At 44.2% G+C, this 25,000-nt stretch carries 28 protein-coding genes and 1 other annotated feature; of the genes, 2 read left to right on the forward strand and 26 right to left on the reverse strand.

What is annotated here, in order from left to right; genetic code table 11:
• Positions 1-165 precede the first annotated feature (165 nt).
• The 8 genes from rplL to rpmG form a co-directional block, all read right to left on the reverse strand.
• Positions 166-540: a 50S ribosomal protein L7/L12 gene (gene rplL, locus KQI22_RS05220; RefSeq protein WP_022004970.1), complete on the reverse strand. Its 375-nt coding sequence runs from the start codon at positions 538-540 to the stop codon at positions 166-168.
• A gap of 39 nt (positions 541-579) precedes the next feature.
• Positions 580-1,134, reverse strand: coding sequence for a 50S ribosomal protein L10 (gene rplJ, locus KQI22_RS05225; protein WP_216551011.1), 555 nt, complete (start codon positions 1,132-1,134; stop codon positions 580-582).
• A 60-nt stretch (positions 1,135-1,194) separates the two neighbouring features.
• Positions 1,195-1,325 (reverse strand) — a sequence feature (ribosomal protein L10 leader region).
• Between the two features lie 90 nt (positions 1,326-1,415).
• Positions 1,416-2,702 (reverse strand): CapA family protein, encoded by a 1,287-nt coding sequence (locus KQI22_RS05230; RefSeq protein WP_216551012.1) that lies wholly within the window; start codon positions 2,700-2,702, stop codon positions 1,416-1,418.
• A gap of 135 nt (positions 2,703-2,837) precedes the next feature.
• Positions 2,838-3,527 (reverse strand): 50S ribosomal protein L1, encoded by a 690-nt coding sequence (rplA, locus tag KQI22_RS05235; protein WP_216551013.1) that lies wholly within the window; start codon positions 3,525-3,527, stop codon positions 2,838-2,840.
• Positions 3,528-3,595: 68 nt separating this feature from the next.
• Complete coding sequence (gene rplK / locus KQI22_RS05240) at positions 3,596-4,021, reverse strand: 50S ribosomal protein L11 (protein WP_216551014.1); 426 nt, start codon at positions 4,019-4,021, stop codon at positions 3,596-3,598.
• Between the two features lie 119 nt (positions 4,022-4,140).
• Entirely contained in the window at positions 4,141-4,659 is a 519-nt protein-coding gene (gene nusG, locus KQI22_RS05245) for a transcription termination/antitermination protein NusG (RefSeq protein ID WP_216551015.1), read from the reverse strand.
• Positions 4,660-4,674: 15 nt separating this feature from the next.
• Complete coding sequence (secE, locus tag KQI22_RS05250; RefSeq protein WP_216551016.1) at positions 4,675-4,869, reverse strand: preprotein translocase subunit SecE; 195 nt, start codon at positions 4,867-4,869, stop codon at positions 4,675-4,677.
• 29 nt (positions 4,870-4,898) lie between these two features.
• Positions 4,899-5,048 carry a 50S ribosomal protein L33 gene (gene rpmG, locus KQI22_RS05255; protein WP_216551017.1) on the reverse strand — a complete coding sequence of 50 codons (150 nt, stop codon included), beginning with the start codon at positions 5,046-5,048 and terminating at the stop codon, positions 4,899-4,901.
• A gap of 452 nt (positions 5,049-5,500) precedes the next feature.
• On the opposite strand from rpmG, the gene KQI22_RS05260 reads away from it, so the two are divergent.
• Complete coding sequence (locus KQI22_RS05260) at positions 5,501-6,808, forward strand: flagellar filament capping protein FliD (protein WP_216551018.1); 1,308 nt, start codon at positions 5,501-5,503, stop codon at positions 6,806-6,808.
• Positions 6,809-6,845: 37 nt separating this feature from the next.
• Here KQI22_RS05260 and KQI22_RS05265 read toward each other — a convergent pair whose 3' ends face one another.
• The 17 genes from KQI22_RS05265 to KQI22_RS05345 form a co-directional block, all read right to left on the reverse strand.
• On the reverse strand, positions 6,846-7,868 hold the full coding sequence (locus tag KQI22_RS05265; RefSeq protein WP_216551019.1) for an acylneuraminate cytidylyltransferase family protein: 1,023 nt from the start codon (positions 7,866-7,868) through the stop codon (positions 6,846-6,848).
• Positions 7,869-7,872: 4 nt separating this feature from the next.
• Entirely contained in the window at positions 7,873-8,979 is a 1,107-nt protein-coding gene (glf, locus tag KQI22_RS05270) for a UDP-galactopyranose mutase (RefSeq protein WP_216551020.1), read from the reverse strand.
• Positions 8,976-10,145 (reverse strand): glycosyltransferase family protein, encoded by a 1,170-nt coding sequence (locus KQI22_RS05275; RefSeq protein ID WP_216551021.1) that lies wholly within the window; start codon positions 10,143-10,145, stop codon positions 8,976-8,978. The genes glf and KQI22_RS05275 overlap by 4 nt, the downstream gene beginning before the upstream one ends.
• Positions 10,146-10,161: 16 nt before the next feature.
• A complete protein-coding gene (gene flgN, locus KQI22_RS05280) occupies positions 10,162-10,644 on the reverse strand; it encodes a flagellar export chaperone FlgN (RefSeq protein WP_216551022.1) in 483 nt (160 codons plus the stop codon).
• A gap of 4 nt (positions 10,645-10,648) precedes the next feature.
• Positions 10,649-11,038 (reverse strand): flagellar export chaperone FliS, encoded by a 390-nt coding sequence (gene fliS, locus KQI22_RS05285; protein ID WP_216551023.1) that lies wholly within the window; start codon positions 11,036-11,038, stop codon positions 10,649-10,651.
• A 13-nt stretch (positions 11,039-11,051) separates the two neighbouring features.
• On the reverse strand, positions 11,052-13,082 hold the full coding sequence (fliD, locus tag KQI22_RS05290; RefSeq protein WP_216551024.1) for a flagellar filament capping protein FliD: 2,031 nt from the start codon (positions 13,080-13,082) through the stop codon (positions 11,052-11,054).
• A 10-nt stretch (positions 13,083-13,092) separates the two neighbouring features.
• Positions 13,093-13,524, reverse strand: a complete 432-nt coding sequence (locus KQI22_RS05295; protein ID WP_216551025.1) for a flagellar protein FlaG — start codon at positions 13,522-13,524, stop codon at positions 13,093-13,095.
• A gap of 77 nt (positions 13,525-13,601) precedes the next feature.
• Positions 13,602-13,814, reverse strand: a complete 213-nt coding sequence (csrA, locus tag KQI22_RS05300; protein ID WP_216551026.1) for a carbon storage regulator CsrA — start codon at positions 13,812-13,814, stop codon at positions 13,602-13,604.
• A 1-nt stretch (position 13,815) separates the two neighbouring features.
• The gene (fliW, locus tag KQI22_RS05305; protein ID WP_216551027.1) at positions 13,816-14,262 is read right to left on the reverse strand and encodes a flagellar assembly protein FliW; all 447 of its coding nucleotides are present in this window, start codon (positions 14,260-14,262) and stop codon (positions 13,816-13,818) included.
• Positions 14,263-14,279: 17 nt separating this feature from the next.
• Positions 14,280-15,803, reverse strand: a complete 1,524-nt coding sequence (flgL, locus tag KQI22_RS05310) for a flagellar hook-associated protein FlgL (RefSeq protein WP_216551028.1) — start codon at positions 15,801-15,803, stop codon at positions 14,280-14,282.
• Positions 15,804-15,876: 73 nt separating this feature from the next.
• A complete protein-coding gene (gene flgK / locus KQI22_RS05315; protein ID WP_216551029.1) occupies positions 15,877-17,745 on the reverse strand; it encodes a flagellar hook-associated protein FlgK in 1,869 nt (622 codons plus the stop codon).
• A gap of 36 nt (positions 17,746-17,781) precedes the next feature.
• On the reverse strand, positions 17,782-19,434 hold the full coding sequence (flgK, locus tag KQI22_RS05320) for a flagellar hook-associated protein FlgK (protein WP_216551030.1): 1,653 nt from the start codon (positions 19,432-19,434) through the stop codon (positions 17,782-17,784).
• A 17-nt stretch (positions 19,435-19,451) separates the two neighbouring features.
• Positions 19,452-19,970: a flagellar protein FlgN gene (locus tag KQI22_RS05325; protein ID WP_216551031.1), complete on the reverse strand. Its 519-nt coding sequence runs from the start codon at positions 19,968-19,970 to the stop codon at positions 19,452-19,454.
• A gap of 79 nt (positions 19,971-20,049) precedes the next feature.
• Positions 20,050-20,328 (reverse strand): flagellar biosynthesis anti-sigma factor FlgM, encoded by a 279-nt coding sequence (gene flgM / locus KQI22_RS05330; RefSeq protein ID WP_216551032.1) that lies wholly within the window; start codon positions 20,326-20,328, stop codon positions 20,050-20,052.
• Positions 20,329-20,431: 103 nt separating this feature from the next.
• Complete coding sequence (locus KQI22_RS05335; RefSeq protein ID WP_216551033.1) at positions 20,432-20,992, reverse strand: manganese efflux pump MntP; 561 nt, start codon at positions 20,990-20,992, stop codon at positions 20,432-20,434.
• Between the two features lie 459 nt (positions 20,993-21,451).
• Positions 21,452-22,387, reverse strand: a complete 936-nt coding sequence (gene cysK, locus KQI22_RS05340; RefSeq protein WP_216551034.1) for a cysteine synthase A — start codon at positions 22,385-22,387, stop codon at positions 21,452-21,454.
• A 158-nt stretch (positions 22,388-22,545) separates the two neighbouring features.
• The gene (locus tag KQI22_RS05345; protein WP_216551035.1) at positions 22,546-22,917 is read right to left on the reverse strand and encodes an Hpt domain-containing protein; all 372 of its coding nucleotides are present in this window, start codon (positions 22,915-22,917) and stop codon (positions 22,546-22,548) included.
• A 294-nt stretch (positions 22,918-23,211) separates the two neighbouring features.
• Between KQI22_RS05345 and KQI22_RS05350 the strand changes: the two genes are divergently transcribed.
• Entirely contained in the window at positions 23,212-24,378 is a 1,167-nt protein-coding gene (locus KQI22_RS05350) for an FprA family A-type flavoprotein (protein WP_216551036.1), read from the forward strand.
• Between the two features lie 48 nt (positions 24,379-24,426).
• On the opposite strand, the gene KQI22_RS05355 is transcribed toward KQI22_RS05350, so the two are convergent.
• On the reverse strand, positions 24,427-24,828 hold the full coding sequence (locus tag KQI22_RS05355) for a PD-(D/E)XK nuclease domain-containing protein (RefSeq protein WP_253293515.1): 402 nt from the start codon (positions 24,826-24,828) through the stop codon (positions 24,427-24,429).
• Between the last annotated feature and the right edge of the window lie 172 nt (positions 24,829-25,000).

Raw genomic sequence — 25,000 nt, forward strand, 5'->3', positions numbered from 1 at the left:
CATGCTGCTTTTGGCTTTTCTCCCAGATATGGGCATAAAATAGCCTACCGCACCACAATAGTGCACCATACATTCTACTACAACGTGTTTTTCAAGTCAACAAAAACTTTTCTCAAATTTAAAAAGCCCCAGACAAATGTCTGGGGCCTGTTATTTACGCTTTGATTATTTAAGAGTAACCTTTGCGCCTTCAGCTTCAAGTTTAGCCTTGATATCATCAGCTTCTTCTTTAGAAGCAGCTTCTTTGATAACCTTAGGAGCGCCGTCAACTACGTCTTTAGCTTCCTTTAAGCCAAGGCCTGTAGCTTCACGAACAACCTTGATAACCTTAACCTTGTTAGGACCAACTTCTGTCAGCTCTACGTCGAACTCTGTCTTTTCTTCTTCAGCTGCTGCGCCAGCACCTGCTGCTGCAACTACAACGCCTGCTGCTGCAGATACGCCGAATTCTTCTTCACAAGCTTTTACTAAATCATTTAATTCTAAAACTGTTAACTCTTTGATAGCATCAATAAGTTCTGCTGTTGTTAATTTTGCCATTTTAATATCCTCCATTTTTAATAGTTTGTTTTCGTTTTCTTATTCAGCCGGTGTTTCAGCTGCTTCTTCTGCCGGAGCCTCTGCTGCTTCTGCAAGAGCTTCTGCTACTTCGCCGCCTTTTTCAGCGATCTGCTTAATAACACGGGCAAAGTTTGTAATAGGTGACTGCATGCTTCCCAGTAATTTGGAAAGGAGTTCCTCTCTGCTTGGAATTGTTGCGATGTTTGCAATACCTGCTGCATCGTAAGCAATACCTTCAACTACACCACCCTTGATCTCAAGCTTGTCAGCTTCCTTGGCGAATTTACCAAGTACACGTGCAGGTGCTGTTGCATCTGTAGTAGAGATAGCTGCTGCGCTAGGTCCTTCCAGATATGGAGCAAGAGCTTCAAACTGTGTTCCCTTGAATGCAAAGTTCATCATTGTGTTCTTGTAAACTTTGTATGTTACGCCGTTCTCACGACACAGCTTACGAAGCTTTGTATCCTGTTCTACTGTAAGACCACGATAGTCAACAAGGACAACTGACTGTGCATCTTTGATGTTTTCTGAAATTTCAGCTACAATCGGCTGCTTTAATTCTACTTTAGCCATTTTTTTACCTCCTTTTAGATTTGCTGTCGTCTGGAGTCATAGCCTTTTAAACGAGTGCGTGATACGCTATAAAAAGCCTCCCGAAAACGGAAGGCTAAACATTCAAACTAACTATTGAATCTTTCCCTCGGCAGGCGATACACTTACGCTCATCGAGCACCTGCTGTCTTCGGCATGATCTAAAACGACCTTGTATAAATTAGCATATTATGAGGGCTCTGTCAAGGCATTTTTCCTTTTTTGTTCAAAACTTTGAACAAATATCCGCACCACCTCGACTATCACTTATTGATATAACCTTCCACATCGATCGTGACATTTTCCGACAAGCTCTGCAGATAATTGATGACCCGTTCTTTTTCTGCACCGTCCAGTGCATTTGTGCTGCAATCCTTCTGCAGAGCCGGGATCATCTGGACGCTTTCCAGCGCACTGCCCTGCACCGTCACTTTCAGAAGTGCCGTATCTGCCTCTTTGGAATTAAACCAGAAATTGCCAAGACTGTAGATCACCGGCGTATCTCCCATGTAGTCGATTCCCTGCAGACAGTGTGGATGGCATCCGACGATCAGATCCGCGCCAGCCTCCGCGATCAGTTTTGCCTGATAGGGCTGTGCCCAGTCAAGTTCGTCTGTATTTTCCGTTCCCCAGTGTATGTATACCGTCAGAAAATCGCATTGCTGTTTTGTCTGTTTTATCTGGTCCAGCAGACGGTTTAATTCCGTTTCGTTAAAGCACCTAAATACGCCCGGGCTGTTTTCGGCCGCGCCCTTCGTATCCGGGTTTTCCAGCCGTTCAATCTGGGTAGCTGCTAAAATACCGATCTTTGTTCCATTTATATCAAAATACGCAGGTGCCATCGCTTCTTCCAGATTTCTGCCGGCTCCCACATGCGCAACTCCTTCCCCATCCAGTGTATCCAGACTGTCAAGAAGTGCATCCGGTCCGTAATCATACGCATGATTATTGGCAAGTGAAACAATATCCACACCCATCTGTGACAGCAGCTTTACATTGGCCGGCTTACTACGGAATGCAAAAGTCTTTTCTTCGATCGGCTGTCCGCGGTCTGAATATGGGAACTCATTATTGACCATACAAATATCCGCATTGCGCATTTCCGCAAGAAGTGATGCGCCGATACAACTTTCGATGTTACCACCGCGGGTAGAAAGCGCATACATGTTGGCATACGCATCATGAAAGCAGATATCTCCCGCAAAAGTCATGACAACCTTTCCTTTTTCTTCTGCCGAATCAATCGTCTGTTCTTCCTGTGGAGTCAGAATTTCCTGGTCCGTCCTGATCTCCGGAAGCATTGCATCTTTATCAACCGTTTCCTCAGTCTTGTCATCCTGCCCGTTTCCGATCTGCGTGCCCGCTCCTGCATGCATTGGTGTTTCTGCATCTGTTTCTGCAATCTTCTCTGCCTGCATCTGCTCCTGCCAGACTGTATTTTCCTTCTTTTTATGTTGTAATACAGTCACCAGTACTACTGTTCCGACAAGCAGTGTCAGAACAAGTGCCATCGTGAACCATACTAATTTTCGTTTCCAGCTTTTCTTCATCTATTTCATTCCCTATTTAATCTTTGCAAGCTTGTTTGCTTTTGCTACATAGGAAATCCCTTCGGAATTCCCTATGTAGTAAAAAGAAGGCGACCGGTATGACCGATCGCCTCAATTGATCTCTAATAATACGAATTAGAATTTAGCTACGCTAACCTTTACACCAGGTCCCATTGTAGGAGCAAGTGTAATGCTTCTTAAATACTGACCCTTTAATGTGCTTGGTTTTGCCTTTACGATAGCATCCATCAGTGCATCAAAGTTCTGCTGAAGCTGTTCCTCTGTGAAAGAAGCCTTTCCAACTGGAACGTGGATAATGTTGGACTTATCTAATCTGTACTCGATCTTACCGGCTTTGATATCTTTAACAGCCTTTGTAACATCCATTGTTACTGTACCGGCCTTCGGGTTTGGCATTAAACCTTTCGGTCCTAAAACCTTACCAAGACGACCAACAACGCCCATCATATCAGGTGTTGCAACAACAACGTCGAAGTCTAACCATCCATCATTCTGGATCTTAGGGATCAGCTCATCGCCACCGACAAAATCTGCACCGGCTGCTTCAGCTTCTGCAATCTTATCACCTTTAGCGAATACTAAAACCTTTACTTCTTTACCTGTTCCGTTTGGAAGAACAACTGCGCCACGGATCTGCTGATCTGCATGACGTCCGTCACATCCTGTTCTGATGTGAACTTCGATTGTTTCATCAAATTTAGCAACTGCTGACTTCTTTGCTAATGCAATAGCTTCTGCAGGTTCAAACTGTGTAGCGCGATCGAATGCTTTCGCAGCATCGCTATATTTCTTACCATGTTTCATTTCGTTTACCTCCTAGTGGTAGTGGCGGAACTAATTCCTCCCACTTTTGTGTTATGTCTGCAAAAGTATTATTCTTCTACAGTGATTCCCATACTTCTTGCTGTACCAGCGATCATGCTCATAGCAGCCTCAAGGCTTGCTGCATTTAAATCTGGCATCTTTGTCTCAGCGATCTTCTGCAGATCAGCTTTAGAGATTGTTGCAACCTTTGTCTTGTTAGGTGTTGCAGAACCGGATTTGATGTTGCATGCTTTCTTTAAAAGAACCGGTGCAGGTGGAGTTTTCGTTACGAAACTGAAACTTCTGTCTGCATAAACTGTGATAACTACAGGAATGATCATATCACCCTGATCAGCTGTCTTTGCGTTGAACTGTTTTGTAAATTCAACGATGTTTACACCATGCTGTCCAAGTGCAGGACCAACTGGTGGTGCTGGTGTAGCTTTACCAGCAGGGATCTGTAACTTAATGTATCCTTCTACTTTCTTTGCCATTTTGGCACCTCCTAATAAATTGTGGTAGTGGCGGGCATTGCCCTCCCACAGTCCAAGTATGAACCTTCTTATATAAGTAGGACTTCATCCTATGAACATCTTGTTCTGTCTGTGCAAGATTATGACATCTTGCGAATTTCCGCAAAGCTGATCTCAACCGGTGTTTCACGACCGAACAGCTCTACATTGATCGTTGCAGTCTGTTTGTTGTAGTCCATTCTCTGAACCATACCAACCGTATCCTTCCAGACACCTGCAACAACAGCGATCGTATCGCCTTCTTCAAAGTCAACCGATACATTCTCTGTCTTGATTCCGAGCGGTTTCATTTCCGCTTCGGATAATGGAACCGGTTTGCTTCCCGGACCAACGAATCCTGTCACGCCACGTGTGTTGCGGACTACATACCAGGTATCATCGTTCATGACCATATTGATCAGTACATAGCCTGGGAACATCTTTTTCTGAACAGTCTTTTTCGCACCGTTCTTTACTTCCACAACATCCTGAAGCGGAACTCTAACTTCCAGAATCTCCTCTTCCAGATGACGGTTTTCGATTGTCTTTTCAATATTGGCTTTTACTTTGTTTTCATAGCCTGAGTAGGTATGCACTACATACCAGTTTGCGTCTGCCATATACTTTTCCTCACTCTACATTGTTATTAAGTTTACCGCATACTGCATGACTGTATCGAGCAGTGCGATGATCAGTCCTAAAACAATAGAAATTGCAGTAACAGCTACCGCCTGTTTTCCGAGTGTTGTTTTGTCGGGCCAGATAATCTTCTGGAACTCAGCCTTCAGCCCTTTGAAAAAACCAACCTTTTCGTTACTACTTTCTCCCATAACTTTGACTCCTGTTCTTGAAAAACGGATTATTTTGTTTCTTTGTGTAAAGTATGAGTCTTGCAGAATCTACAATATTTCTTTGTTTCCATTCTGTCCGGATGATTCTTTTTATCCTTTGTCATGTTGTAGTTACGGTTCTTGCACTCTGTACAAGCTAATGTGATTTTTGTACGCATTCTTTTCTCCTTCTTGCCGCCCGCATGCTTTACTTCTGTGCGACCTTTTCCTGTTTGACATCTGCGCACGCGTCAGAGGACAGATGTACGAGACCGTCCACACCCGGTTTATGCTTGTCTTGCCACCATCTGGTAGAGCCTGGAAACCGGCTGCCCGCAGAAATCTGCCGGACAGGTTCAATTTTTACAGCATAAAAAAAAGACCTAAAAGTCACCTCGCCTGTCTAATATAGCATAGCTGCAGCCCCGCGTCAATTCCTTTTCCTGATTTTTTTCTGTATTTACGCAGTTTTCCCTGATTTCTTTACCGTTTTTTCTGTAGAAATGATTGCATTTTGCATATTGCAATGCTATATTTACTATATATAAGTAGATTCTCATGCCCATGCAAAGGCTGACAAGGAGTGTCAAAGCCGTAATATGCAGATTCAAGGAAGAAAGGAGGGCTTCTGATGGCAATCGGATTCGATGCGCTCAATCAGGTTTACAATCATTACCTGACGGAATATGCGCCCAAGCCAAATACTGCACTCGATACGCATAAGAAGAGTGATCTGCGCAGTATCTATAATTCCATCGTTAAATTAAATAAAGATGCTCCCCTTTGTATTCTGGATACAAGCGATGAAGCAAAGCAGTACGCCGTTTCCTTAAAGGAACAGTCAAGGCTTTTCAGAAACGCCCTGATCGCCACAAAAGGCAGCAGTGATTCCGAACAGCTCCTGCAGCAGAAGGTTGCTTACTCTACAAAGGAGAATATCGCGACTGCATCGTATGTCGGCAGTGAAAGCGAATCGGATACCCCTTCTTTTACGCTTTCCGTAGAACGGCTGGCAAGTGAGCAGGTCAATTTCGGCAGAGCGGTTCCGGGTGATGATAAGATTTCGCTTGCGCCGGACACTTATTCCTTTGATTTGTCCGTTTCCGATATGAACTATGAATTCCAGTTCCAGCTCCATGAGGATGATACGAACCGTGAAGTCATGGAACGGCTCGGGCGTCTGATCACGAAATCGGATGTCGGGCTCAACGCAGAAGTCCTTCCTGATAACGAAGGGAATGTCTTCTTAAAACTCTCTTCCGAAGCGACCGGAAAGCCGGATGGCAGAGAACTGCAGTTTGAGATCAGCGATCATAATACAAGCAAAAAGGCAGGTATCGTATCTTATTTTGGCATGGATCAGGTATCGCAGAATCCCGAAAATGCTTTATTTGAGATCAATCACATTGAACATACCGCCTCTTCCAACACCTTTACCGTGGAAAAGGCTTACGAAATCACCTTACAGGGTGCAAGTCCCGATCCCGATACTGTGACGGAGATCGGTGTAAAAAATAATGTAGAAAGTCTGCGGGCAAATGTCCATTCTTTAGCAGACAGCTACAACGAATATCTCGGGCAGATCGCACAGCCACAGGCATCGCATACGAGAAGCTCCCAGCTTCTGAGTGAGTTATCCCGGATCTCCCGGCATTATGCGCAGTCACTCTCCTCTGTCGGACTTTCTTTTGCAGAAGACGGCAGTTTAAATGTGGATGATGCGCAGCTATCCGACGCAGCACAGGCAGATGCACAAATGAGCCTGAAGCCGGTACAGGATTTCGCAAACGCCATGCTAAGGAAGAGCAACCAGATTTCTTTAAATCCGATGGAATACGTCAACAAGACGATCGTGGCATACAAAAATCCGGGCAGGAATTATCCGTCGCCCTATATCACCAGTGCCTATTCCGGTATGCTGTTTAATAATTATTGTTAAAAACGGATGTACTTTTAAAAAGCACATCCGTTTTTGTTTACTCTTCTTTGTCAAATTCCCTGTATAAAAATTCCAGATCCAGCATTTTATCATCCACATAATAATCCGCATTCGGTTTTCCCATATGCAGCTCATCGTATTTTACACCCCAGTTCTGCATCTGTTTTTCTGTCACAGGCTTCCAGTCGATCCCTGTCACATAACCACGAGCCGTAAAAAGTACAATACGATTGCCCCAGTCGTGCAGCTTGTTGATGATACGGATCATTCTTTCATTCGGCATTGCCTGTCCGTAATCCAGATCCTCGCGCTTCATGGCGATCACGCCGTCAATATCAAAGACAAACAGTTTGCCACCCTGTCGGATCCTCATGAAATCATCCACTCTGGCAAAATCCGCCTCTGTATCCACATCATACATTTCCTTCATGACATAACCTTTGATTTTCTTACCGGTCATGGAATGCAGCTCTGTCACATTACGCGGTCTGAGCAGATCCACGTTTCCGTTCTGATAATAGGTGTCAGGAAGCTGCTGGCGTGGCATATTATAAGCTTCCGGAATATCCTTTAAGATCGGATCAAGCGTTCCGTCCTCTCCCACATACCACATTTTATGCGGAACCACTTCGTTTTTCTTAATACTGCGGACAGCATCTACAGTTTCATCATTTAACATGATCTCGATCATGGCATCGATATCCGCCGGATCGCGGAACGGATAGGTCGGTCTGAGCTGGACGATGATATCCGGTACATAATCTTCCTTTTCTTTCAGGAAAGAAAGCGCATGGGCAAATACATCAATATCCAGTGCCGTATCCGTTGCATATTCCGCCGGGCGGATAAACGGGGTTTCCGCACCGTATTCTCTGGCGATCTGTGCATATTCCTCACTGTCTGTGGAAACGATGATCCGGTTGATATATTTAGATGCCTTTGCATGCTCTATCGAATATGCCATCATCGGTTTGCCGTTGATCTTTCTGATGTTTTTATTCACGACACTTTTGGATCCGCTTCTTGCCGGGATCAGTGCCAGGATCTTTTTCTCTGCCATTTTCTTACCTCTCTTTTTCCGCCGCAGCCATATCAAGTGCTGCTCTGATCACTTTATCCATATCATAGTATTTATACTGTCCAAGTCTGCCGCCAAACAAAATATTTCCCTGTTCTTTGGCAAGCACCTCATATTTCCGGTACAGTGCGCCGTTCTTTTCGTCATTGACCGGATAATACGGCTCATTTCCCCGCGTAAATGCTGCAGGATATTCTCTTGTGATGACCGTTCCTTCGCCTTTGCCAAATTCAAAATGCTTGTGCTCGATGATGCGGGTATAAGGGACCTCCCGCTCCGTATAGTTGACAACCGCATTGCCCTGGAAATTATCCTCATCCGGCAGATACTCACTTTCAAACCGCAGGGAGCGATATTCCAGCTGTCCGTAGCAATACTCGAAAAATTCATCGATCATGCCTGTATACAAAACCTTATCAAAGGTGTCTTCCGTTTCCGTCAGGAATGCTTTGTATTCTGTCCCCAGTCTGACAGGAATGTCTGCCAGCAGTTTTTCTGCAATCTGTGTATAGCCGCCTACCGGAATGCCCTGATATCTGTCATTAAAATAATTATTATCATAAGTATAACGCAGTGGCAATCTTTTTATAATAAACGGCGGAAGCTCTCTGCAGTCACGTCCCCACTGTTTCTCCGTATAGCCCTTGACCAGCTTTTCATATACCGTCGTTCCGGCAAGAGAAATTGCCTGCTGTTCCAGATTCTGCGGATTGGTAACGCCGGCTTCTTTGATCTGCTCCGCAATCACCTGCTTTGCCTCTTTGGGTGTATTTACGCCGAACAGAGCATGAAAAGTATTCATATTAAACGGCAGATTATAAAGCTCACCTTTATAAACCGCTACCGGTGAGTTGATATAGTTGTTAAAATCTGCCAGTGCATTGACATAGTCCCACACCTCCCGGTCAGAGGTGTGAAAAATATGTGCACCATACATATGCACCTGAATCCCATGCTGCTCCTTCGTATAAATATTACCCGCGATATGGTCTCTCTTTTCTATTACCAGACAGGATTTTCCCGCCTGTTTCATCTCATGGGAAAATACACAGCCAAACAGCCCTGCACCCACGATCAAGTAATCATATTTCACAAGATTTCCTCCAGTATTTTCGTCCTTATATCCCAGGTATGTCCTGCCAGCGCCAGCTCTCTTCCGGCTTTTGCGATCTTCTGCAGTTTTTCGTCCATCTGCGGCTGCAAAAGCGTGATCAGCCGTTCCGCAAGTTTCCCCGGTTCCTCTCTATCATACAGGATAACATTCTCCCCGTCTATCAGAATCTGATCCAGATAGGGATTACTGTCCGTTACACAGACTGCGCCCGCCAGCATCGTATTGAAGATCCTGTCATGTGCCCCTGCATGAAAACAGGGCAGGACATTCAGTGACAGCTTGGCATCTGCCAGTGCCAGAAGACATTCCTGTGAGCTTGCATACGAAGACAGGATCAGGTTCTCGGGATGACTGCAGGGCAGATTCTCCCAGCCTGCGCCAATGATATGCACCTTCAGCCCCGCATCCGCAAGTGCTGCTACAACATTTCCCCGCAGCGTAAAACGGATATAATAATCCAGAAACTGGATATGGCCAAGTGTTTCCCTGAGTTCCTCCTCTGTTGCCTCCGGTATTTCTTCCGTCAGCCTGCGCCTTGCCACATCCTCCAGTAAAGCCTGCGGATCTGCCAGCACTTCGTCTATGATCGAATGATAAAACTGACTGTACTCCTCTCCGTTCCGGTTAATAAATACATCAAAATGAGACGGGCAGACGTATGTTCCCGTAAACAGAATATCTGTCCCGCGGTCGCTCCAGGGCTTACACAACGCCTCTGTTCCTGCCGTCGGCAAAAACGGCCCCAGCTTTACCTGCGGAAAATAACGCTGCATGTAAGCCATGTGCAGCTGATCGATACAGATCTGCATATATCTGTCTGCCCGACTCTTCAGCTGTTCCTTTATAAAATCATGATAATGGTACGGATGATCCACAATAATATTGATGCAGCGCAGTGCATACCTGTCTACAACCGGTATCGCCTCTGCAGCATCCAGCCATGTATCTTCTCCGTAAAGTCCCGCGAAGTTAAAAGTCAGGAAATACGCCCCGGGCGTTATTTCGCCCGTTCCTTCCGCCGACTTTTTTTCTGCATCAAAATAGAAAGGACAGACCTCATATCCGTCCTTTCTAAGTTGTTTTTCTATTTGTGTCAGGAAATAGGATGTTGTTTCCACACCCCCATGAAATGTAATGATCTGCATATACCTGCCCACTTTTCTATTTCTTATTATCCAGAAACTGCGGCGGCAGATAATTCAGCTGGTTCATATTCTGATAATATCCGTATGCCACTTTGGAAGACGTTCTTCCCTTTCGGATTCCGGCTCTGTACTCCTGAAATCTTTTTTCTACACTTGCTTTATTGCGAGCTTCATCTGCCTGCAATGTAATACTTTTATCTGTTACCTCAGTAATCAGGTCCTGCAAAATTTTGATCTGCTGTGCGTAGGCTTTCTTGCCCTCCGGGCTCTGCAGCAGTTCACTGACATGTGTAAATACTGTTTCAAATCCCTGATCGAGCTGGTTCAGTGTGTCGATCAGATCTGATTTTGCGTCCGTTCCCTGATCAAATGCATCCCAATCCACTGTATTCTCCTTCAAGAGCTCTGCCTGCTTTTCACTGTTTTTGATCAGTTCTGACAGGATGTCACTTTTTTTCTGCAAACTTTCTATCAGGATTGTAATGTACTGTTTCTCCATTCCGTTACCTGCCGTTTCCTGCTTTCTTCATAACCTCTTTCCATGTATCACGCATAGAATGCAGGTGTGTATTAACTTCTTCCAGAATTTCTTTATCTTTTTTGATGTTAGCTTCCAACAACCGCTCCAGAAGATATTTGTATACGCGGTCAAAATCCTCTGCAACCGGATAGCGCATATCCAGCGTTGCACGAAATTCATCAATGATCCTCTGTACGCGCTTAATATTATTATTCGCCTTCTGGATATCGTTGTGTTCAATACCCATGATTGCCATGTTACAGAACTTAATCGCTCCTTCATAAAGCAACAGCGTAAGCTCCGCCGGAGAAGCACTCATAATTTTATTTGTATTGTACTGCGCATATTGCTGCGCGTATGGATTTGCTGCCATATTCTTTTGCTCCTTAACCTAACAGTCCTGCTATCGCGCTCGTCTTGGATGACAACTTTGCAAGTGCTGTTTCCATTGCACTGAACTTCTGATACCATTTATCCTGCAGTGCTGTCAGTTTCTCTTCCTGTTCTGCAATATCACTGGTATATTCATCATACTCCTGCTTCATCTGTTTATCATTATAAGCCTTGTAGATGCTTCGCATACTGTTCGCGCTCATCTTTTCTGTCATTTTTGTATACAAACTATTGCTGAGCTGCTGGAAGAAATCAACTACAGTTTGTGGATCATTTGTGATCATTGTTTTTAAAGAATCCGTTTTTCCGGCGGTAGCTGAATCATCCTTATCTCCATTAATATGATAAGCATGCTTTTCATTTTCAGCAGCTGTAAAATACCCCAATGTATTAATTCCGAAATCACTAAGATAATAAGTTTTATCACCAACAGTAAAGCCAGCCCCCATTGCTTCCTCCATTGCCGAGGAAATATCATTCAGGCTACTGTCTCTGCGCAGAAGCGATTCCTTAATCTTCTTCTCCCAATCTTCAATCTCTGAATCACTCATTTCTTTCTTTTCATCAGAAGTCAGTGGCTCATAGCCTTTGGAAGAATCTGCATTATAAAGCTTATCCATTTCATTGATCAGCTCATTATATCCTTTAATAAATTGCTTGATCGTGTCATAAATGCCGTCATAATCATTGGAAGTGGTCAATGTTACTGTTTCCTGCGACTCCACCAGAGCAGTAATGGTCATATCATTAATCGTAAAACTATTAGTTGCAGATGTAAATGTTGCATTGTTCAGCTCAATCTCTGCATCCTGTCCCTGAATCCTTGTTGCTTTTGCAGAATAGTCACTGCTAGCAAGGGCTGCCTGCGCCATCGTGATCCGCTGTTCAACATCCTGCGTTACCTGATCTCTGATCGCTGCACTGTCATCAGCTACAAGCGCCTCATTATCTGCCTTTGTCTGCTGTGCAGCTTCCATCTTGGATACATAGCCTGCAAGCGTATCGACACTTTTCAGTCTGGCTTCCGCTTCTTTCAGCTTTTCCTCGCGTGCAGTCTTTTCTTCGTCCGTTTCACCTTCCGGTGCTTCCTTTAAACTATCGCGATGTGCTGTTAATGTTTCCTTAAACTTTGCGATCTGTTCTGATGTCTGCAACTCAGACTTTACGAAATCAGGATCTACATTCTTTTCAAAAAACTCGTCATATAATTTCTGATTGTCAGTGATCGTCTTTTCTGCTGCCGTGATCGCTGCATTTGCCGCTTCTGTCTTTGTCTGTACCTGTTCATCTATGTAAGCTGCCTTATCTGAATCAGACATATTGGCAAAACGTGTATACTCACTCTTTGTCACATCATCGAGAACATTGATTCCCATTGCGGAAAGTGCTTTAAATCCGTTCTGGTTATTTGCCGTCAGAGAGAAATCTGCATTCTTTCCTGTTGTGGTGGAGCTGATGAAAAATCTCTGATAGTTTTCATCAAAAGAAGCACTCACACCGGCATCTTTCAACTGTTTAGTCAGATCTGCAATCGTCGAATCCCCTGACAGGTTTATATCTGTGCTCTTATCGCCCGTTTTCAACGTCAGGCTGATCTTTCCTTCAGCATCAAGCTGCATACCTTCGATATCTTTCAGCTTTGTGGCACTTGTATAGGAAGCAAGGCTTCCATTTGCTTTTTTCAGTTCAGCGCCGGTCAGGTAACCCGATTTTGCAAGCTTGTTGACCTTCAGTGTCTGCACACCGTCTGTTGCATTGGCTCCAGCAATCACTGATGCAACAGCACTGTTGGATACAGTAGTCTTTTTCTTTGCATAAGCAGCTGAAAATCGAAGATTACTAACAGTTCCTGTATAAAAGCTATAAATCTTACTATTTAAAGTCTTCCACGCATCCATCTTCCAGGAAAGCTTCGTCTGTGCCTTTACCAGACTGTTTTTCTTGGCGCTCTGGGCCGATACAAGTTCCGTAATAATCGATTCCGTATCAAGTCCCGAATTCATACCCGTAATTCTGATCGTCATAAACAGCCTCCTATCGTTTCTCGTCTACTAAAATGCCTGCCATTTCCCAAACTTTGGCGATCATATCCAAAGTCTTTTCCGGTGGCAGTTCCTTTATTACCTTTTTTGTGTCCTTATCTACGATCTTGATCGTCACACGATTTGTCTTTTCGTGGATGCCAAATACAGCCTCTGAATTTGCCATCTTTTTATTGAGCTGATCCACAGCCTGTTTGATCTGATCGTTTGACGGCTGATTACTCTGTCCGTTTCCGCCATAAGCGTTACTGCCGTCTTCTCCTGTTTCCTGTATCTGGGCAACACCTGCTGTCGTTCGATCCAGCTGTGCTCCCACTTCCTGTGCCGTCGCGTCCATGCTCTCTGCTACAGGCTTGCTTGTTTCCTGTGGCACGATTGTCTGTGCCTGCAGACTCATCATGCTTCCGATTGGTTCAATAGCCATATTAACACCTCCCTGTTCGTCTCATAGCTATTTTCATTTATATATATCGGCATTTTCCATTTCATTATTAACAAATCCTAAAAAAGTTTTTTCAATGCTTCCAGATCCGCCTGCATTGCTTCCTTATTGGAATCCTGAATCTGCAGGTAGACTTCCTTCCGGTAGATCGGAACTTCCTTCGGTGCTGATATGCCGATCTTGACCTGATCACCCTTGACTTCCAGAATAGTTACTTCGACATTATTGTTAATAACAAGTGCCTCTCCTTTTTTTCGCGATAATGCCAGCATATCATTCACCTGCCTTTCTGCTCTGTAACAGTTCATAGATCGGATACTTAACATCGTATCCCTCCGCAATAATCTGGCAGGCTTTTTTCGTTGCCGCGTTGATTACGATCGGTCCCTGCAGATTGACACTCATCTTGGTCAGATCGGACGGTACGGTAATTGTTACAAGCACCAGCATATCATCATTTTCAAAGCTGCCAAGCGGCTTTAGCAGTTCGTCTTCCACCTGCGGATTATATTCCGGCATAATCATAAGCGGGTTGACTACAGGCAACGCAAACTGTGGCTCCTGCATAGACTGCAGCCACTGGATGCCTCCTTCTTTTTCCTGATCATGAATCAGCGCAAACTCCGTCAGCTGTGGGAATCCCACAATTCCGTTTACGAAATGGAGCACTTTACTATCATCAATACAGATCTGTCCAAAAATTCTTGAATTAATTTCCATCGTTTTTCCCTTTCTTTTTATAAGTAGTTCAGCAGTGTCGTCTGGGCAATTTTACCGGTTGCCATCAGTGCTGCATTATATGCCAGCTCTACACTGCGAAGATTGACCGTCACTTCCGTAATATCCACATCCTCATTTTCGGAGGAGAGTGTTTTAAAGTTTGTCTGCTGCTTTGCAAGTCTGTTGGAAACAAGTTCCACGCGGGAACCTCTGTTACCGGTCGCAGTCAGCGCAGAATTGGCAAGATCCAGATGCCCCTGTGCTTTTGTCATGCTGCTTTCAAACAGCTTCTGCATCTTGTCATTCATCAGTGTATAAGATTTATTTGCCGCATCCAGTCTTTCCTGCAGCTCTGTATTATTCGGATCCTGTTTCAGCATATCTTTGAGCGTGGAGATATTTTTCTCCATAGTATCCACATCCTCGATCGCACTGATCAGATCGTCCATATCTCTGCGGAGCGCCGGTGTAAAAAGTTCACTTGCCAGTGTATTGACACGGACACTCTGGTTAAATCCCACATCATAGGAAATATACTGTTTACTGTTATCATCGGTTGCACCGGTCAGATAGCCCGGATTATAATCGATTCCCTCTGAAGTACATGCAAAATAATGTTCCGGTCTTAAATCATTTTTCTCAAAAGTATCCTTTTCATAAGTAACACGGATCTCACCTTCATCCACATCCGATGTTGCTGCACTATCTTTCACACCCGAAAGCTTCTCATAAGCCGTATCGCTCAGGATCAGTTCACCCGTCTCCGGAATGTACACAACACCGTCTGCTGCCTGATCTGCACTTGTATAAGGATTTCTTGCCGCATCATAGACAGAAACAATTTCCGCTGTCATTGTCTGCTGATTACCGTTTGCATCATAATAAGTGATCGTCGGTGCTACGGTATCGGAACATTTATTATAGGATAAACGCATTCTATGTACGGTGGACGATGTAATGTCCTGCTCCGTTGTGCCAAGTCCTTCCGCATTTGCCTCTGTCATGTCCTTCAGCTTTCCGCTGTCCACATAGGTCATATCACTGAGGCTGTCTACGGTGAGCTGCTCCGTGATCTTGTAATTCTGCTTGACCGTATTGCCGAAGGTAACGGAAGTATCCGTACGATAACCGCTGAACACATAACGTCCCGCATAGTCCGCATCGCCCGTCGCATATACTTCCTTCTGCATGGATTTCAGGTTTTCAAGCACCTTACTTCTATCCTCGGTCGTATTGAACCCAGCAGCTCCTTTTTCACAGTTTTTATAGAAATCGGAAACAATATCCACCACTGTGGTGATTGCGCTTTCCGTAATATCCAGCCACGACTCCGCATCCGGAATATTTTTTTTATAATACTGGTTGACCTGACTTAAATTGGTACGCAGTCGCAGTGCACGAATCGCAACAACCGGGTCATCGGATGGGCGGTTGATCTTGGATCCTGTAGAAAGCTGTGTATTGATTTTGTCCTCCAGCACTTTATTCCGATTGATATTTGTCACAGAATTATTGGATATGATTTTGTTTGTAATTCTCATATACTGCCTCTTTCTTTTCTATTACACTGTCACACCGTTTTCTATCTGTTATATCGGTTCAAAACAGTGAAAACTATACCCCTGTCTGCAGGATCAGTCTGTCATAAACTTCTGTCAGCACCTGAATCATCTGCGATGCAAGATTATAGGCACGCTGGTACTGTACCAGATTCAGGGATTCTTCTTCGGTATCTACACCGCTGACAGATAACCGTTGTGTGTCGATTGTCTTTGCGATATTCTGATAGCTTGCGGAAAATGTATTGGCACTGCTTGCATTCAGTGATACATCCGATAACACGCACTGCAGAAAATCACTTGCTGAACAGCCACGGAAGCTCATCTTATCTTTATTGGTCTGCAGGTCGATCAGCTCTTTGACAAGGTCATAACCTTCCGGTCCTGTTCCTTTTCCCGTATGAGTTGCCAGAAGCTGTGAATCATCCAGCATTTCCTTGTTGATTGCAAAATTAGTTGCTGTCAGGTAATAATATGTATCATCTGTGCTGGATACTGTAGCACCGGCCGCCTGATTTCTGGATGTCACAAACTTGCGCTGCGTCACATCCGTCGCCTCATTTGCTACAAATAAAACATCTGCCGCATTGCCATAGCCATCTACCGCATCCTGCCCTGTCAGTATCTTGTTAAATGCCTGTGCATAGGTTCTGACCCATTCATTGAGCTGCTGCTGGTAATACGGAACGCCCTGATAATCAATAGAAACTCCGATCTGCGCTTCCTTGCCGACCCGGTCATCCGCCGGCTGTCTGCTGTTTTTATTCAGGTCATCACTGATCTCAAAGACATATTTTTCAATCTTGCCGTCTGCACCGTAAACTGCCTTAAAGGTGTCATAATAGTATTCCTGATTTCCGATCTGGATCACACCGCCATTATCCGGCAAAGTTGATTTATTCAAGTCTTTCAGATAAGAAGCACTGACATCGATCGTTACTTCATTCTTACCTGTTGTCTGATTTTTGCCGATCTCTGCTACTGTTCCTTTAAAGCATTCTCCGTTATTTCCGTCACGCAGGGCGATCAGCCCCTGTAGCTGCCCGCCGATCCGGTTGCTTGACATGCTGAACTCATTGCCGTTCTTCCAGACAATATCAAAAAGTCCCAACGCATCAGACTGATTATTCGCCTCATAGTTTGCTCTCGCAACGCATTCCAGTTCATTATAGGTATTGCCGTCTACAAGCATCTGTCCGCCTGCGATCTTTACGGTATATCTGTTGGCACCCGTATCTCTGTCCGGGTAATTCGGATCTCGGATCGGCGTCTCATTGATCTCTACATTTGTGATCAGGGAAAGCTGATCGATCAGAAGATCCCTTCTGTCGCGCAGCTCATTTGCCGTTGTTCCTGTCAGCTCGATCACATTGATCTGCTCGTTCAGAGAGGCAATCTCCGCTGCATAGGAATTGATCTCGTCCACTTTATTTTTGATCTCTGCATTGATATCCGTCTGGATATTAACCAGATTCTCCGCTACCGTATTAAAATAATAAGCCAGATTATTGGCAAATCCGATCATCTGTGCCTTCGTTGTCGAATCGCCCGGATTTTTCTGCAATTCCTTCAGTGCCTCGGACAGTTCATTAAACACTGTTGTAAAGCCCTTGATCGTCTTATTGTCATCTGCAAACAGATCCTCGATCTGCTTCATATAATATTCTTTTTCGCCGTACTCGCCCACTTTATCGTTATTATTCCAATATTTAAAGTCATAAAAAGCGTCTCTGTTACGGTCGATGGACATCGTGTCAACGCCGGAACCGGCGCATCCGTAAGTCGTATGGGTGCGGATTGCATCACTTGCCCGCTGGGTCACCGTCTGTCTGGAATATCCCTTGGTTTCCACATTGGCAATATTATTACCTGCTGTATTGATCGACGCATTGGACGCGATCAGTCCTGTATATGCTGTATTCAATCCAAAAAAAGTAGAAGGCATATGCTAACTCCTCTCCTATGCGCCAAGTGTATTGATAATGTGCTCCAGAAGCTGGTCGATCACATTGATATAGCGGCTTGACGCATTATACGCATTTTGAAATTTGATCATATTGGACAGTTCTTCTTCATCGGAAACACCCACTACCTGCTGTCTGGCATTATCTGTGGAGCTGACTGTCGTATCTTCATTTTCATAGATGCTCTTAAATACAGCACCTGTATTTGCTACCTGACTGACAATGTTGGAATAATAATCAATCAGATTGGATTTTGTTGTCACATTCGGATTCAGGCGATACGCTTTTGTTTCAAAAACAGCCTGCAGCTCCTGCGCGATCGCATAATCCTCTTTCTTATCATTTTTGATAAAGCCAAGCTTGGTCGGTTCTTTGACAAGATCCGGATTCACTACAATGTTAGCAATCGTAAACAATGTATTTTCCTTACCTGCCGACAGATCCTCACGGATCAGCTGGCCGTTTTCATCATAAGTATCACTGGAAATACGCTGGAACAGCTGTATGATCGTTCCGTCTTCATTCCGCAGATAAGGCGGTCCTTCCTTTTCTGCCGCATTTTCCAGCACTCCATTGATCTTTGTCACGATATTATGTACTAAATTGTCAAATTCCGCCTGCACATTCATCAATATAGAAGATGAAACTGTTTCATTATAAGCATCCGCATCCTGCAGATCCGTATAATCGGCTCTGTGGTCACCACGGGCAACCAGCATGCCTTTCAGGCTTCCGACATCTGTATTACAAGCTGTTGAAATCTCACGGCTCAGATCATATACCTTACAATTGGAAATATCATAACGGTATGTACCGTTTTCCTGCGGGATCTTTTTGGCATCTCCCTGCCAGAAAGGTGTATAAAAACCGGTATCTGAATTCTGATCCAGTCCAATTTTGAAAACCTGTGTTGCATTTACCAGTGTATGCCCTTCAAACTTGACATTTACACTGCCATTCCAATCTTCACTGTAAGAAATATTTCCATATCTGCCAAGTGCATCCAGTATCTGGTTCCGTTCATCACGCAGATCGTTTGCATGTTCAATTCCACCTGTCTCGATCTTTATGATTTCGTTGTTCAGTTCAAACAGACGGTCCGCATATTGATTGATCTGATCGACCTGTCCTTTGATCTGGTTATTCAGGTTATCCTGATACTTGGAAAGTGCACTGTAGACATTTCCTGCCTGCTCCACAAACTGGGATGCACGCTGGATCAGAAGCCCCTGTGTCACAGAACTTGCAGGCTGCTTTGCCAGTTCCTGCACCGCTTCCCAGAGATCATTCAGAGAGTTACTGAAGGATTCGCCATCCAGCTCACCTAAAAGCGATTCCACCTCACTGAGTGTATTATAGGACACCTCATAAAAGGCACTTCTACCGGATTCTTTTCTGTATTTCTGATCAAGAAAACTGTCCCTGACCTGTCTGACATCCGCATAAGTAACGCCCAGACCCGTCTGCTGATTTGCTGCAGCTTTCGGATTGACTGACAATAAATTATAGTTTTTATCCGTCAGCAGTGTCTGCTGTCTTGTGTATCCCTTTGTATCTACGTTAGATAAGTTATGTGCAGTTGTATTCAGTGCATTCTGCCCGGTCTGCAGTCCGGAGGCACCTACATATAAACTACCGAATAAGGACATTTCCTCACCTCATTTTCTTACTGTTTGGCATCAAAGCCGCCTCTTGACGGCGCCATATAATTGCCTGCGTTCATGGCACCTTTGTTATATTCCGCTGTCTGTGGTGCAGCTTTTAATCCCCGCACCAGATTCAGGTCAAATTCTACCATTTCAAGGGCACTCTGCAAGAGTTCCCTGTTCTGCTCATTGATACGTGCCATGGCTCTCACGGTCTCCTTCAGCTTATCACTTGCCTCGGACAGCCTTCTCTGTTCCTGCTCTCTGGCATCCAGCGCCTGGATCAGCACCGGGATCGTCAGTGTACCGACATCGCGGTTCATGACATTTGCCATATCCGTCATAATGCCCATTCGCCTTTTATCCACGCTGTTCACCTGATCGATCAAAAGCTGTTCCTGCTCTGTGATCTGCTGTAGTGCCTGTATATTATTGGAAACAATGACCTCTGTTTTTTTCATGGACAATTCCAGAAGAGAATCATAGTATCCGCTCTCCTCTTCCAATACATCCATCAAATTTTCCATCAGACTTGCCATATGTACTCATTTCCTTTCCGGGTTTCATTACAAAAACGGTGTCTGGCCTTTTAGGCACAGACACCGTTTTTCTTTTTCATCAGCCTAATAATGCACTATATTTTTCCAGTAATTTCTCTGCAAAATCGTCAGAAGATACATCATAACTGCCGGACTGTACTGCCTGTTTGATCGGGGCTGTCACATCCTCGCGGATATCCGGAGCTGCAAAAGCGGCAGCTTTAGCGGTCTGAAAATCTTTTCCTGCGCTTGATATCTGAACTGCATCCTTAAAGCTCTTATTTGTTGTCTTCTGTGTTTTTCCTGCTTTAGAGGTATTATAAAGCTGCTGAATCTGTGTATAAGCTTCAATACGCATGGTAATTCCTCCTTTATGTGTATTGATGTTTGTTCTTATACTATACATATCGGAAAAAAACACGTGAACTTAATAGGTATTTTTCTTTTTTCTCTTTTTCGGTTTAACCAAGCCCCAGCAGATGCTGCGCAAGGATCTTGATTCCCATCAGGATCAACACGATGCCTCCCGCCATCTCTGCCTTCGACTTATAACGGCTTCCAAACACATTTCCGATCTTGAGTCCCACACCGGAAATAATACCTGTTGTAATACCGATCAGAATGATCGCCTCGATAATATTTACTCCCAGAAAAGCAAATGTCACACCGATCGCAAGCGCATCAATGCTTGTTGCGATCGCCAGAAGCAGCATCGTGGAAACTGTGAAAGAATCATCCAGTTTTTCTTCCTCGGCTCTGGATTCACGCACCATATTAGCACCGATCAGTCCAAGCAGCACAAATGCGATCCAGTGATCCACATTGGCGACCATCGCTTCAAACCGGACACCGAGCAGATAGCCAAGAAGCGGCATCAACGCCTGAAACCCTCCAAAATAAGCCCCCACGATCAGATAATGCTTGGGCTTTACCTTCTGCACCGACAGTCCTTTGCAGATAGAGACCGCAAATGCATCCATTGACAGTCCGACCGCAATTACCAATAATTCCCATAAACTCATGTTTTTTACCTTTCCTTCTCCGGGATTTTCCGTGGTCGCTTTGTTTCATTCCCTATTCATACTCGAAAATCCCGCTTTTTCAAAGCGTCGCAGCTTCGCTGCTTCTGATTTTCTCGTTGTACGCTCAGGCGAAATCAAATGTCTGCTTCGCAGCCGCTTGATTTCGTTCCCTATTCATACTCGAAAATCCCGCTTCTTCGAAGCGTCGCAGCTTCGCTGCTTTTGATTTTCTCGTTGTACGCTCGGGCGAAATCAAATGTCTGCTTCGCAGCCGCTTGATTTCGTTCCCTCGCTACACATAAAAAGAGACCTATCCGGATAGACCGATGCTATCGCAGATAAGTCTCGTCATTTCAGATGATGCCAGGAACAAATCCAGTATGTTGACCTCACCACACTTCGTGCCGACTACTCCCTTATTTCGTTCCATTATACTAAATTGATAATTTTTGTCAACTATTAATTGTTGAATAATGCAGTAGACAGATATCTGTCACCGGAATCCGGCAGGAGTGCTACGATTGTCTTACCCTTGTTCTCCGGTCTCTTTGCCAGGATTGTTGCTGCCTTTAATGCTGCGCCGGAAGAAATACCGACCAGAATACCTTCGCTTACTGCGAATGCTCTGCCTTCTGTAAAGGCATCTTCATTTTCGATCGCAATGACTTCGTCATATACTTTTGTATTTAATACTTCCGGTACAAAACCCGCGCCGATTCCCTGGATCTTATGTGCACCCGGTGTTCCTTTGGAAAGTACAGGGCTTGTTGCAGGCTCTACTGCTACGATCTTCACATTCGGATTCTGTTCTTTCAGATATTCCCCAACACCTGTTACAGTTCCGCCTGTACCGACACCTGCTACAAAAATATCAACCTTACCGTCTGTCTGCTCCCAGATCTCCGGACCTGTTGTTCTCTTATGCACTGCAGGGTTTGCAGGATTTACGAACTGTCCGAGAATCACTGCGCCCGGAATTTCTTTTACCAGTTCATCTGCCTTTGCAATAGCACCCTTCATGCCCTTTGCACCTTCTGTCAGGACAAGCTCAGCACCATATGCTTTTAATAAGTTTCTTCTCTCTACGCTCATGGTATCCGGTAATGTCAGGATTGCATGATAGCCTTTTGCTGCTGCCACGGCTGCAAGACCGATTCCGGTATTTCCGCTGGTAGGCTCGATGATCGTAGCCCCCTCTTTTAAAATCCCCTTCTCTTCTGCATCTTCGATCATGGCAAGTGCAATTCTGTCCTTTACAGATCCTGCCGGATTCAGATACTCAAGCTTTGCAAGGATCGTTGCATCTGTTACCCCTGCTTTTTTGCTATATCCGTTCAGTTTTAAAATCGGTGTTTTTCCGATCAGTTCCAATGCGCTTTCTTTAATCTGACTCATTTCAGTTCCTCCTTCATTTCTGACAGCCGCTTTCCGATTTCGGTTGTCCGGTTGTTTATTCCTACTATCTATGTAGGAATAATATGTTTGTTGTTGAAACTGATTATATATGCTGTTGTTTTCCTTGTCAATAACTTTTTTATATTTATTGATTGATTCTACACGGGCTCTTTCTGTTCTGATTCCGTAAGTTCTTCGCCAATCGCTTCAATTACTGTCTCATATCTTCTTTTCAACAAAGCAAGCTGATCAGATGTCAGCTGCGGGAAGCCCGCATGGAACTCATTTGTAATCTGTTCACTGATCTGAAACAAATCACCGAATCCAAGATTCAGGCTTACCCCTTTTAAATTATGTATATAACGATATGCTTCTTCCTCATCATGTGCTTCGTATCTTTCCAAAAAATTCCGATAACTGTTCTCTTCCAAAAATCTTTTCAGAAAACGCAGTATCGTTTTATTGTCCTCCAGTCTGTAATAGACATCTTTGTAATCTCCGCCAAGCCTCCTGTAAAAAACTTCCAGCATCCGATTCCCCTTTCTTTCCCAAAATGCAATTATATTACTATTTTAGTATCTTTTTTATCTTTTAATAATTCTACCATATATTTACAGGATATGTCATAAAAGTGCCGTTTCCCTTTACCATTTCTTTACCACATTTCATCGACAATTTTTACACTTTATTTTGCAACAGCGTCGACGGTCTCTTTTTTTGATGGTATAATGTAATGGCGCAAAAAAACAGGCGGTGCCGAAGGCAACTTTTGTTTTTCTTGTGCGAGTATCTAAACATATTTTTTACATAAGGAGGACTCTTTTATGCAGACTACTACAATATCCGATGCAGTCCGCTACATCGGTGCAGACGATACAACGATTGATCTTTTCGAAAGCCAGTATGAGGTGCCAAACGGCGTATCTTATAACTCTTACGTTATTTTAGATGATAAGGTTGCTGTCATGGACACCGTAGATGCGCGCAAGACAGAAGAATGGCAGTCCAATCTGAAAAACGTCTTAAACGGACGCACTGCCGACTATCTGATCGTCTCTCACTTAGAGCCGGATCATTCCGCAGGGATCAAGCTGTTTACAGAGCAGTTCCCACAGGCAAAACTTGTGATGAGCACAAAAGCCAAATCCATGCTGCCACAGTTTTTTGAAATCCCGGAGCTTGACGAAAAATGTATCACGGTTGCGGAAGGAGAAACCCTCTCTCTCGGTTCTCACACACTGCAGTTTTTCATGGCTCCCATGGTACACTGGCCTGAAGTCATGGTAGAATACGAAACAACCGAAAAGATTCTTTTCTCTGCTGACGGCTTCGGCAAATTCGGTGCTTTGTCCACAGATGAAGACTGGGCATGTGAGGCCAGAAGATATTATTTTAATATTGTTGGTAAATACGGAGCTCCCGTGCAGACGCTTCTGAAAAAGGCAGCCACGCTCGACATTCAGACGATCTGTCCGCTGCACGGTCCGATCTTAAAAGAAAACCTGCCTTACTATATCGGCAAATACCAGACATGGAGCAGCTACGAACCGGAAGACAAAGGTGTTCTCGTTGCCTGCGCGTCTATCCACGGCAATACGAAGGCAGCAGCAGAAAAAATGGTCACACTGCTGCAGGAAGCAGGCGCAGCCAAAGTTGCTTTTACAGATCTTTCCCGCGACGACATGGCAGAAGCCATTGAAGATGCCTTCCGTTATGACAGCCTTGTGCTTTGTGCAGCCTCTTACGACGGCGGCGTATTCCCGCCAATGGAAGACTTTTTGAACCGTCTTTCCCATAAAGCTTTCCAGAAACGAAAAATAGGAATCATCGAAAACGGTTCCTGGGCACCATGCGCAGCAAAGAGCATGAAAGCGATTCTGGATACCATGAAGAATTTAGAGATCTGCGAGAAAGTTGTTACCATCAAAACAACAATAAAAGATGCAGATGTGGAAACTATGAAGGAACTGGCGAAAGAGATTGTAGGGTAATGGGCAAAAAGACACTACTCGTAAGTAGTATACTCATGAGTAGTGTCTTTAAATTTCCTGTTTGATCAGCACAGTTTTCCCTTCAAATGCAAAACCATATTTTTTGATATTTTCCCTATCAATCCCTTCTGCAAGCAGTTCTGCCACATATCCCTTTTCCTCAATCTGTCGTAGTGCCTTATACGCACAGTCTTCCAGATCTTTATCCTTCTTTGGATTAAAGACCTTAAATTCTATGATACAAGAACTCTGTTGTGCATCTACAGCCTTCATCATAATGTCATATCGCCCTATACCGCTTTCCCGATTTGATGTAATATGATAGCGATCCGATAATTCAGCAAGCAGCCCCAACACAAAACCATGATAAAACCGTTCTGTTTCATCAACCGCCCCATAGCCGGACCCACAGTCAAAATAACTGAAGGTTGTTTTTGCAACCATATTCATATAATAATTCATCTCTTCAACATTACCCGAAAGTAAAGCCTTCTGAAAATCTCGAGTCTGTGAAAGTTTTTCTGTAAATAGGATTTTAAGGTCTTCTATGATAAAATATAAAATCATAGGAGGCCTTATTTTATGGCAAGACAAAAGAAACCAGTACACAAAGTACAAATGA

It is taken from the genome of Kineothrix sp. MSJ-39 (genome assembly GCF_018917935.1).
Lineage (GTDB): Bacteria > Bacillota > Clostridia > Lachnospirales > Lachnospiraceae > CAG-194.

Excerpts from the sequence above, each read along its gene's own strand:
- fliS (WP_216551023.1), bottom strand. The coding sequence starts at position 11,038 with ATGGCAGCAAATCCATACGCGCAGCAATATGCGCAGTACAATACAAAT.
- secE (WP_216551016.1), bottom strand. The coding sequence starts at position 4,869 with ATGGGAGAAAGTAGTAACGAAAAGGTTGGTTTTTTCAAAGGGCTGAAG.
- KQI22_RS05260 (WP_216551018.1), top strand. The coding sequence starts at position 5,501 with ATGGCAATCGGATTCGATGCGCTCAATCAGGTTTACAATCATTACCTG.
- KQI22_RS05335 (WP_216551033.1), bottom strand. The coding sequence starts at position 20,992 with ATGAGTTTATGGGAATTATTGGTAATTGCGGTCGGACTGTCAATGGAT.
- KQI22_RS05295 (WP_216551025.1), bottom strand. The coding sequence starts at position 13,524 with ATGGCTATTGAACCAATCGGAAGCATGATGAGTCTGCAGGCACAGACA.
- KQI22_RS05350 (WP_216551036.1), top strand. The coding sequence starts at position 23,212 with ATGCAGACTACTACAATATCCGATGCAGTCCGCTACATCGGTGCAGAC.
- rplJ (WP_216551011.1), bottom strand. The coding sequence starts at position 1,134 with ATGGCTAAAGTAGAATTAAAGCAGCCGATTGTAGCTGAAATTTCAGAA.
- rplA (WP_216551013.1), bottom strand. The coding sequence starts at position 3,527 with ATGAAACATGGTAAGAAATATAGCGATGCTGCGAAAGCATTCGATCGC.
- flgL (WP_216551028.1), bottom strand. The coding sequence starts at position 15,803 with ATGAGAATTACAAACAAAATCATATCCAATAATTCTGTGACAAATATC.
- nusG (WP_216551015.1), bottom strand. The coding sequence starts at position 4,659 with ATGGCAGACGCAAACTGGTATGTAGTGCATACCTACTCAGGCTATGAA.
- rplL (WP_022004970.1), bottom strand. The coding sequence starts at position 540 with ATGGCAAAATTAACAACAGCAGAACTTATTGATGCTATCAAAGAGTTA.
- flgK (WP_216551030.1), bottom strand. The coding sequence starts at position 19,434 with ATGTCCTTATTCGGTAGTTTATATGTAGGTGCCTCCGGACTGCAGACC.
- KQI22_RS05265 (WP_216551019.1), bottom strand. The coding sequence starts at position 7,868 with ATGGCAGAGAAAAAGATCCTGGCACTGATCCCGGCAAGAAGCGGATCC.
- flgN (WP_216551022.1), bottom strand. The coding sequence starts at position 10,644 with ATGGAGAAACAGTACATTACAATCCTGATAGAAAGTTTGCAGAAAAAA.
- rpmG (WP_216551017.1), bottom strand. The coding sequence starts at position 5,048 with ATGCGTACAAAAATCACATTAGCTTGTACAGAGTGCAAGAACCGTAAC.
- KQI22_RS05230 (WP_216551012.1), bottom strand. The coding sequence starts at position 2,702 with ATGAAGAAAAGCTGGAAACGAAAATTAGTATGGTTCACGATGGCACTT.
- flgM (WP_216551032.1), bottom strand. The coding sequence starts at position 20,328 with ATGCGTATTGAAGCTTATACACAGATTCAGCAGCTTTATAATACCTCT.
- csrA (WP_216551026.1), bottom strand. The coding sequence starts at position 13,814 with ATGCTGGCATTATCGCGAAAAAAAGGAGAGGCACTTGTTATTAACAAT.
- KQI22_RS05345 (WP_216551035.1), bottom strand. The coding sequence starts at position 22,917 with ATGCTGGAAGTTTTTTACAGGAGGCTTGGCGGAGATTACAAAGATGTC.
- KQI22_RS05355 (WP_253293515.1), bottom strand. The coding sequence starts at position 24,828 with ATGAATATGGTTGCAAAAACAACCTTCAGTTATTTTGACTGTGGGTCC.
- KQI22_RS05275 (WP_216551021.1), bottom strand. The coding sequence starts at position 10,145 with ATGCAGATCATTACATTTCATGGGGGTGTGGAAACAACATCCTATTTC.
- KQI22_RS05325 (WP_216551031.1), bottom strand. The coding sequence starts at position 19,970 with ATGGCAAGTCTGATGGAAAATTTGATGGATGTATTGGAAGAGGAGAGC.
- rplK (WP_216551014.1), bottom strand. The coding sequence starts at position 4,021 with ATGGCAAAGAAAGTAGAAGGATACATTAAGTTACAGATCCCTGCTGGT.
- cysK (WP_216551034.1), bottom strand. The coding sequence starts at position 22,387 with ATGAGTCAGATTAAAGAAAGCGCATTGGAACTGATCGGAAAAACACCG.
- fliW (WP_216551027.1), bottom strand. The coding sequence starts at position 14,262 with ATGGAAATTAATTCAAGAATTTTTGGACAGATCTGTATTGATGATAGT.
- fliD (WP_216551024.1), bottom strand. The coding sequence starts at position 13,082 with ATGACGATCAGAATTACGGGTATGAATTCGGGACTTGATACGGAATCG.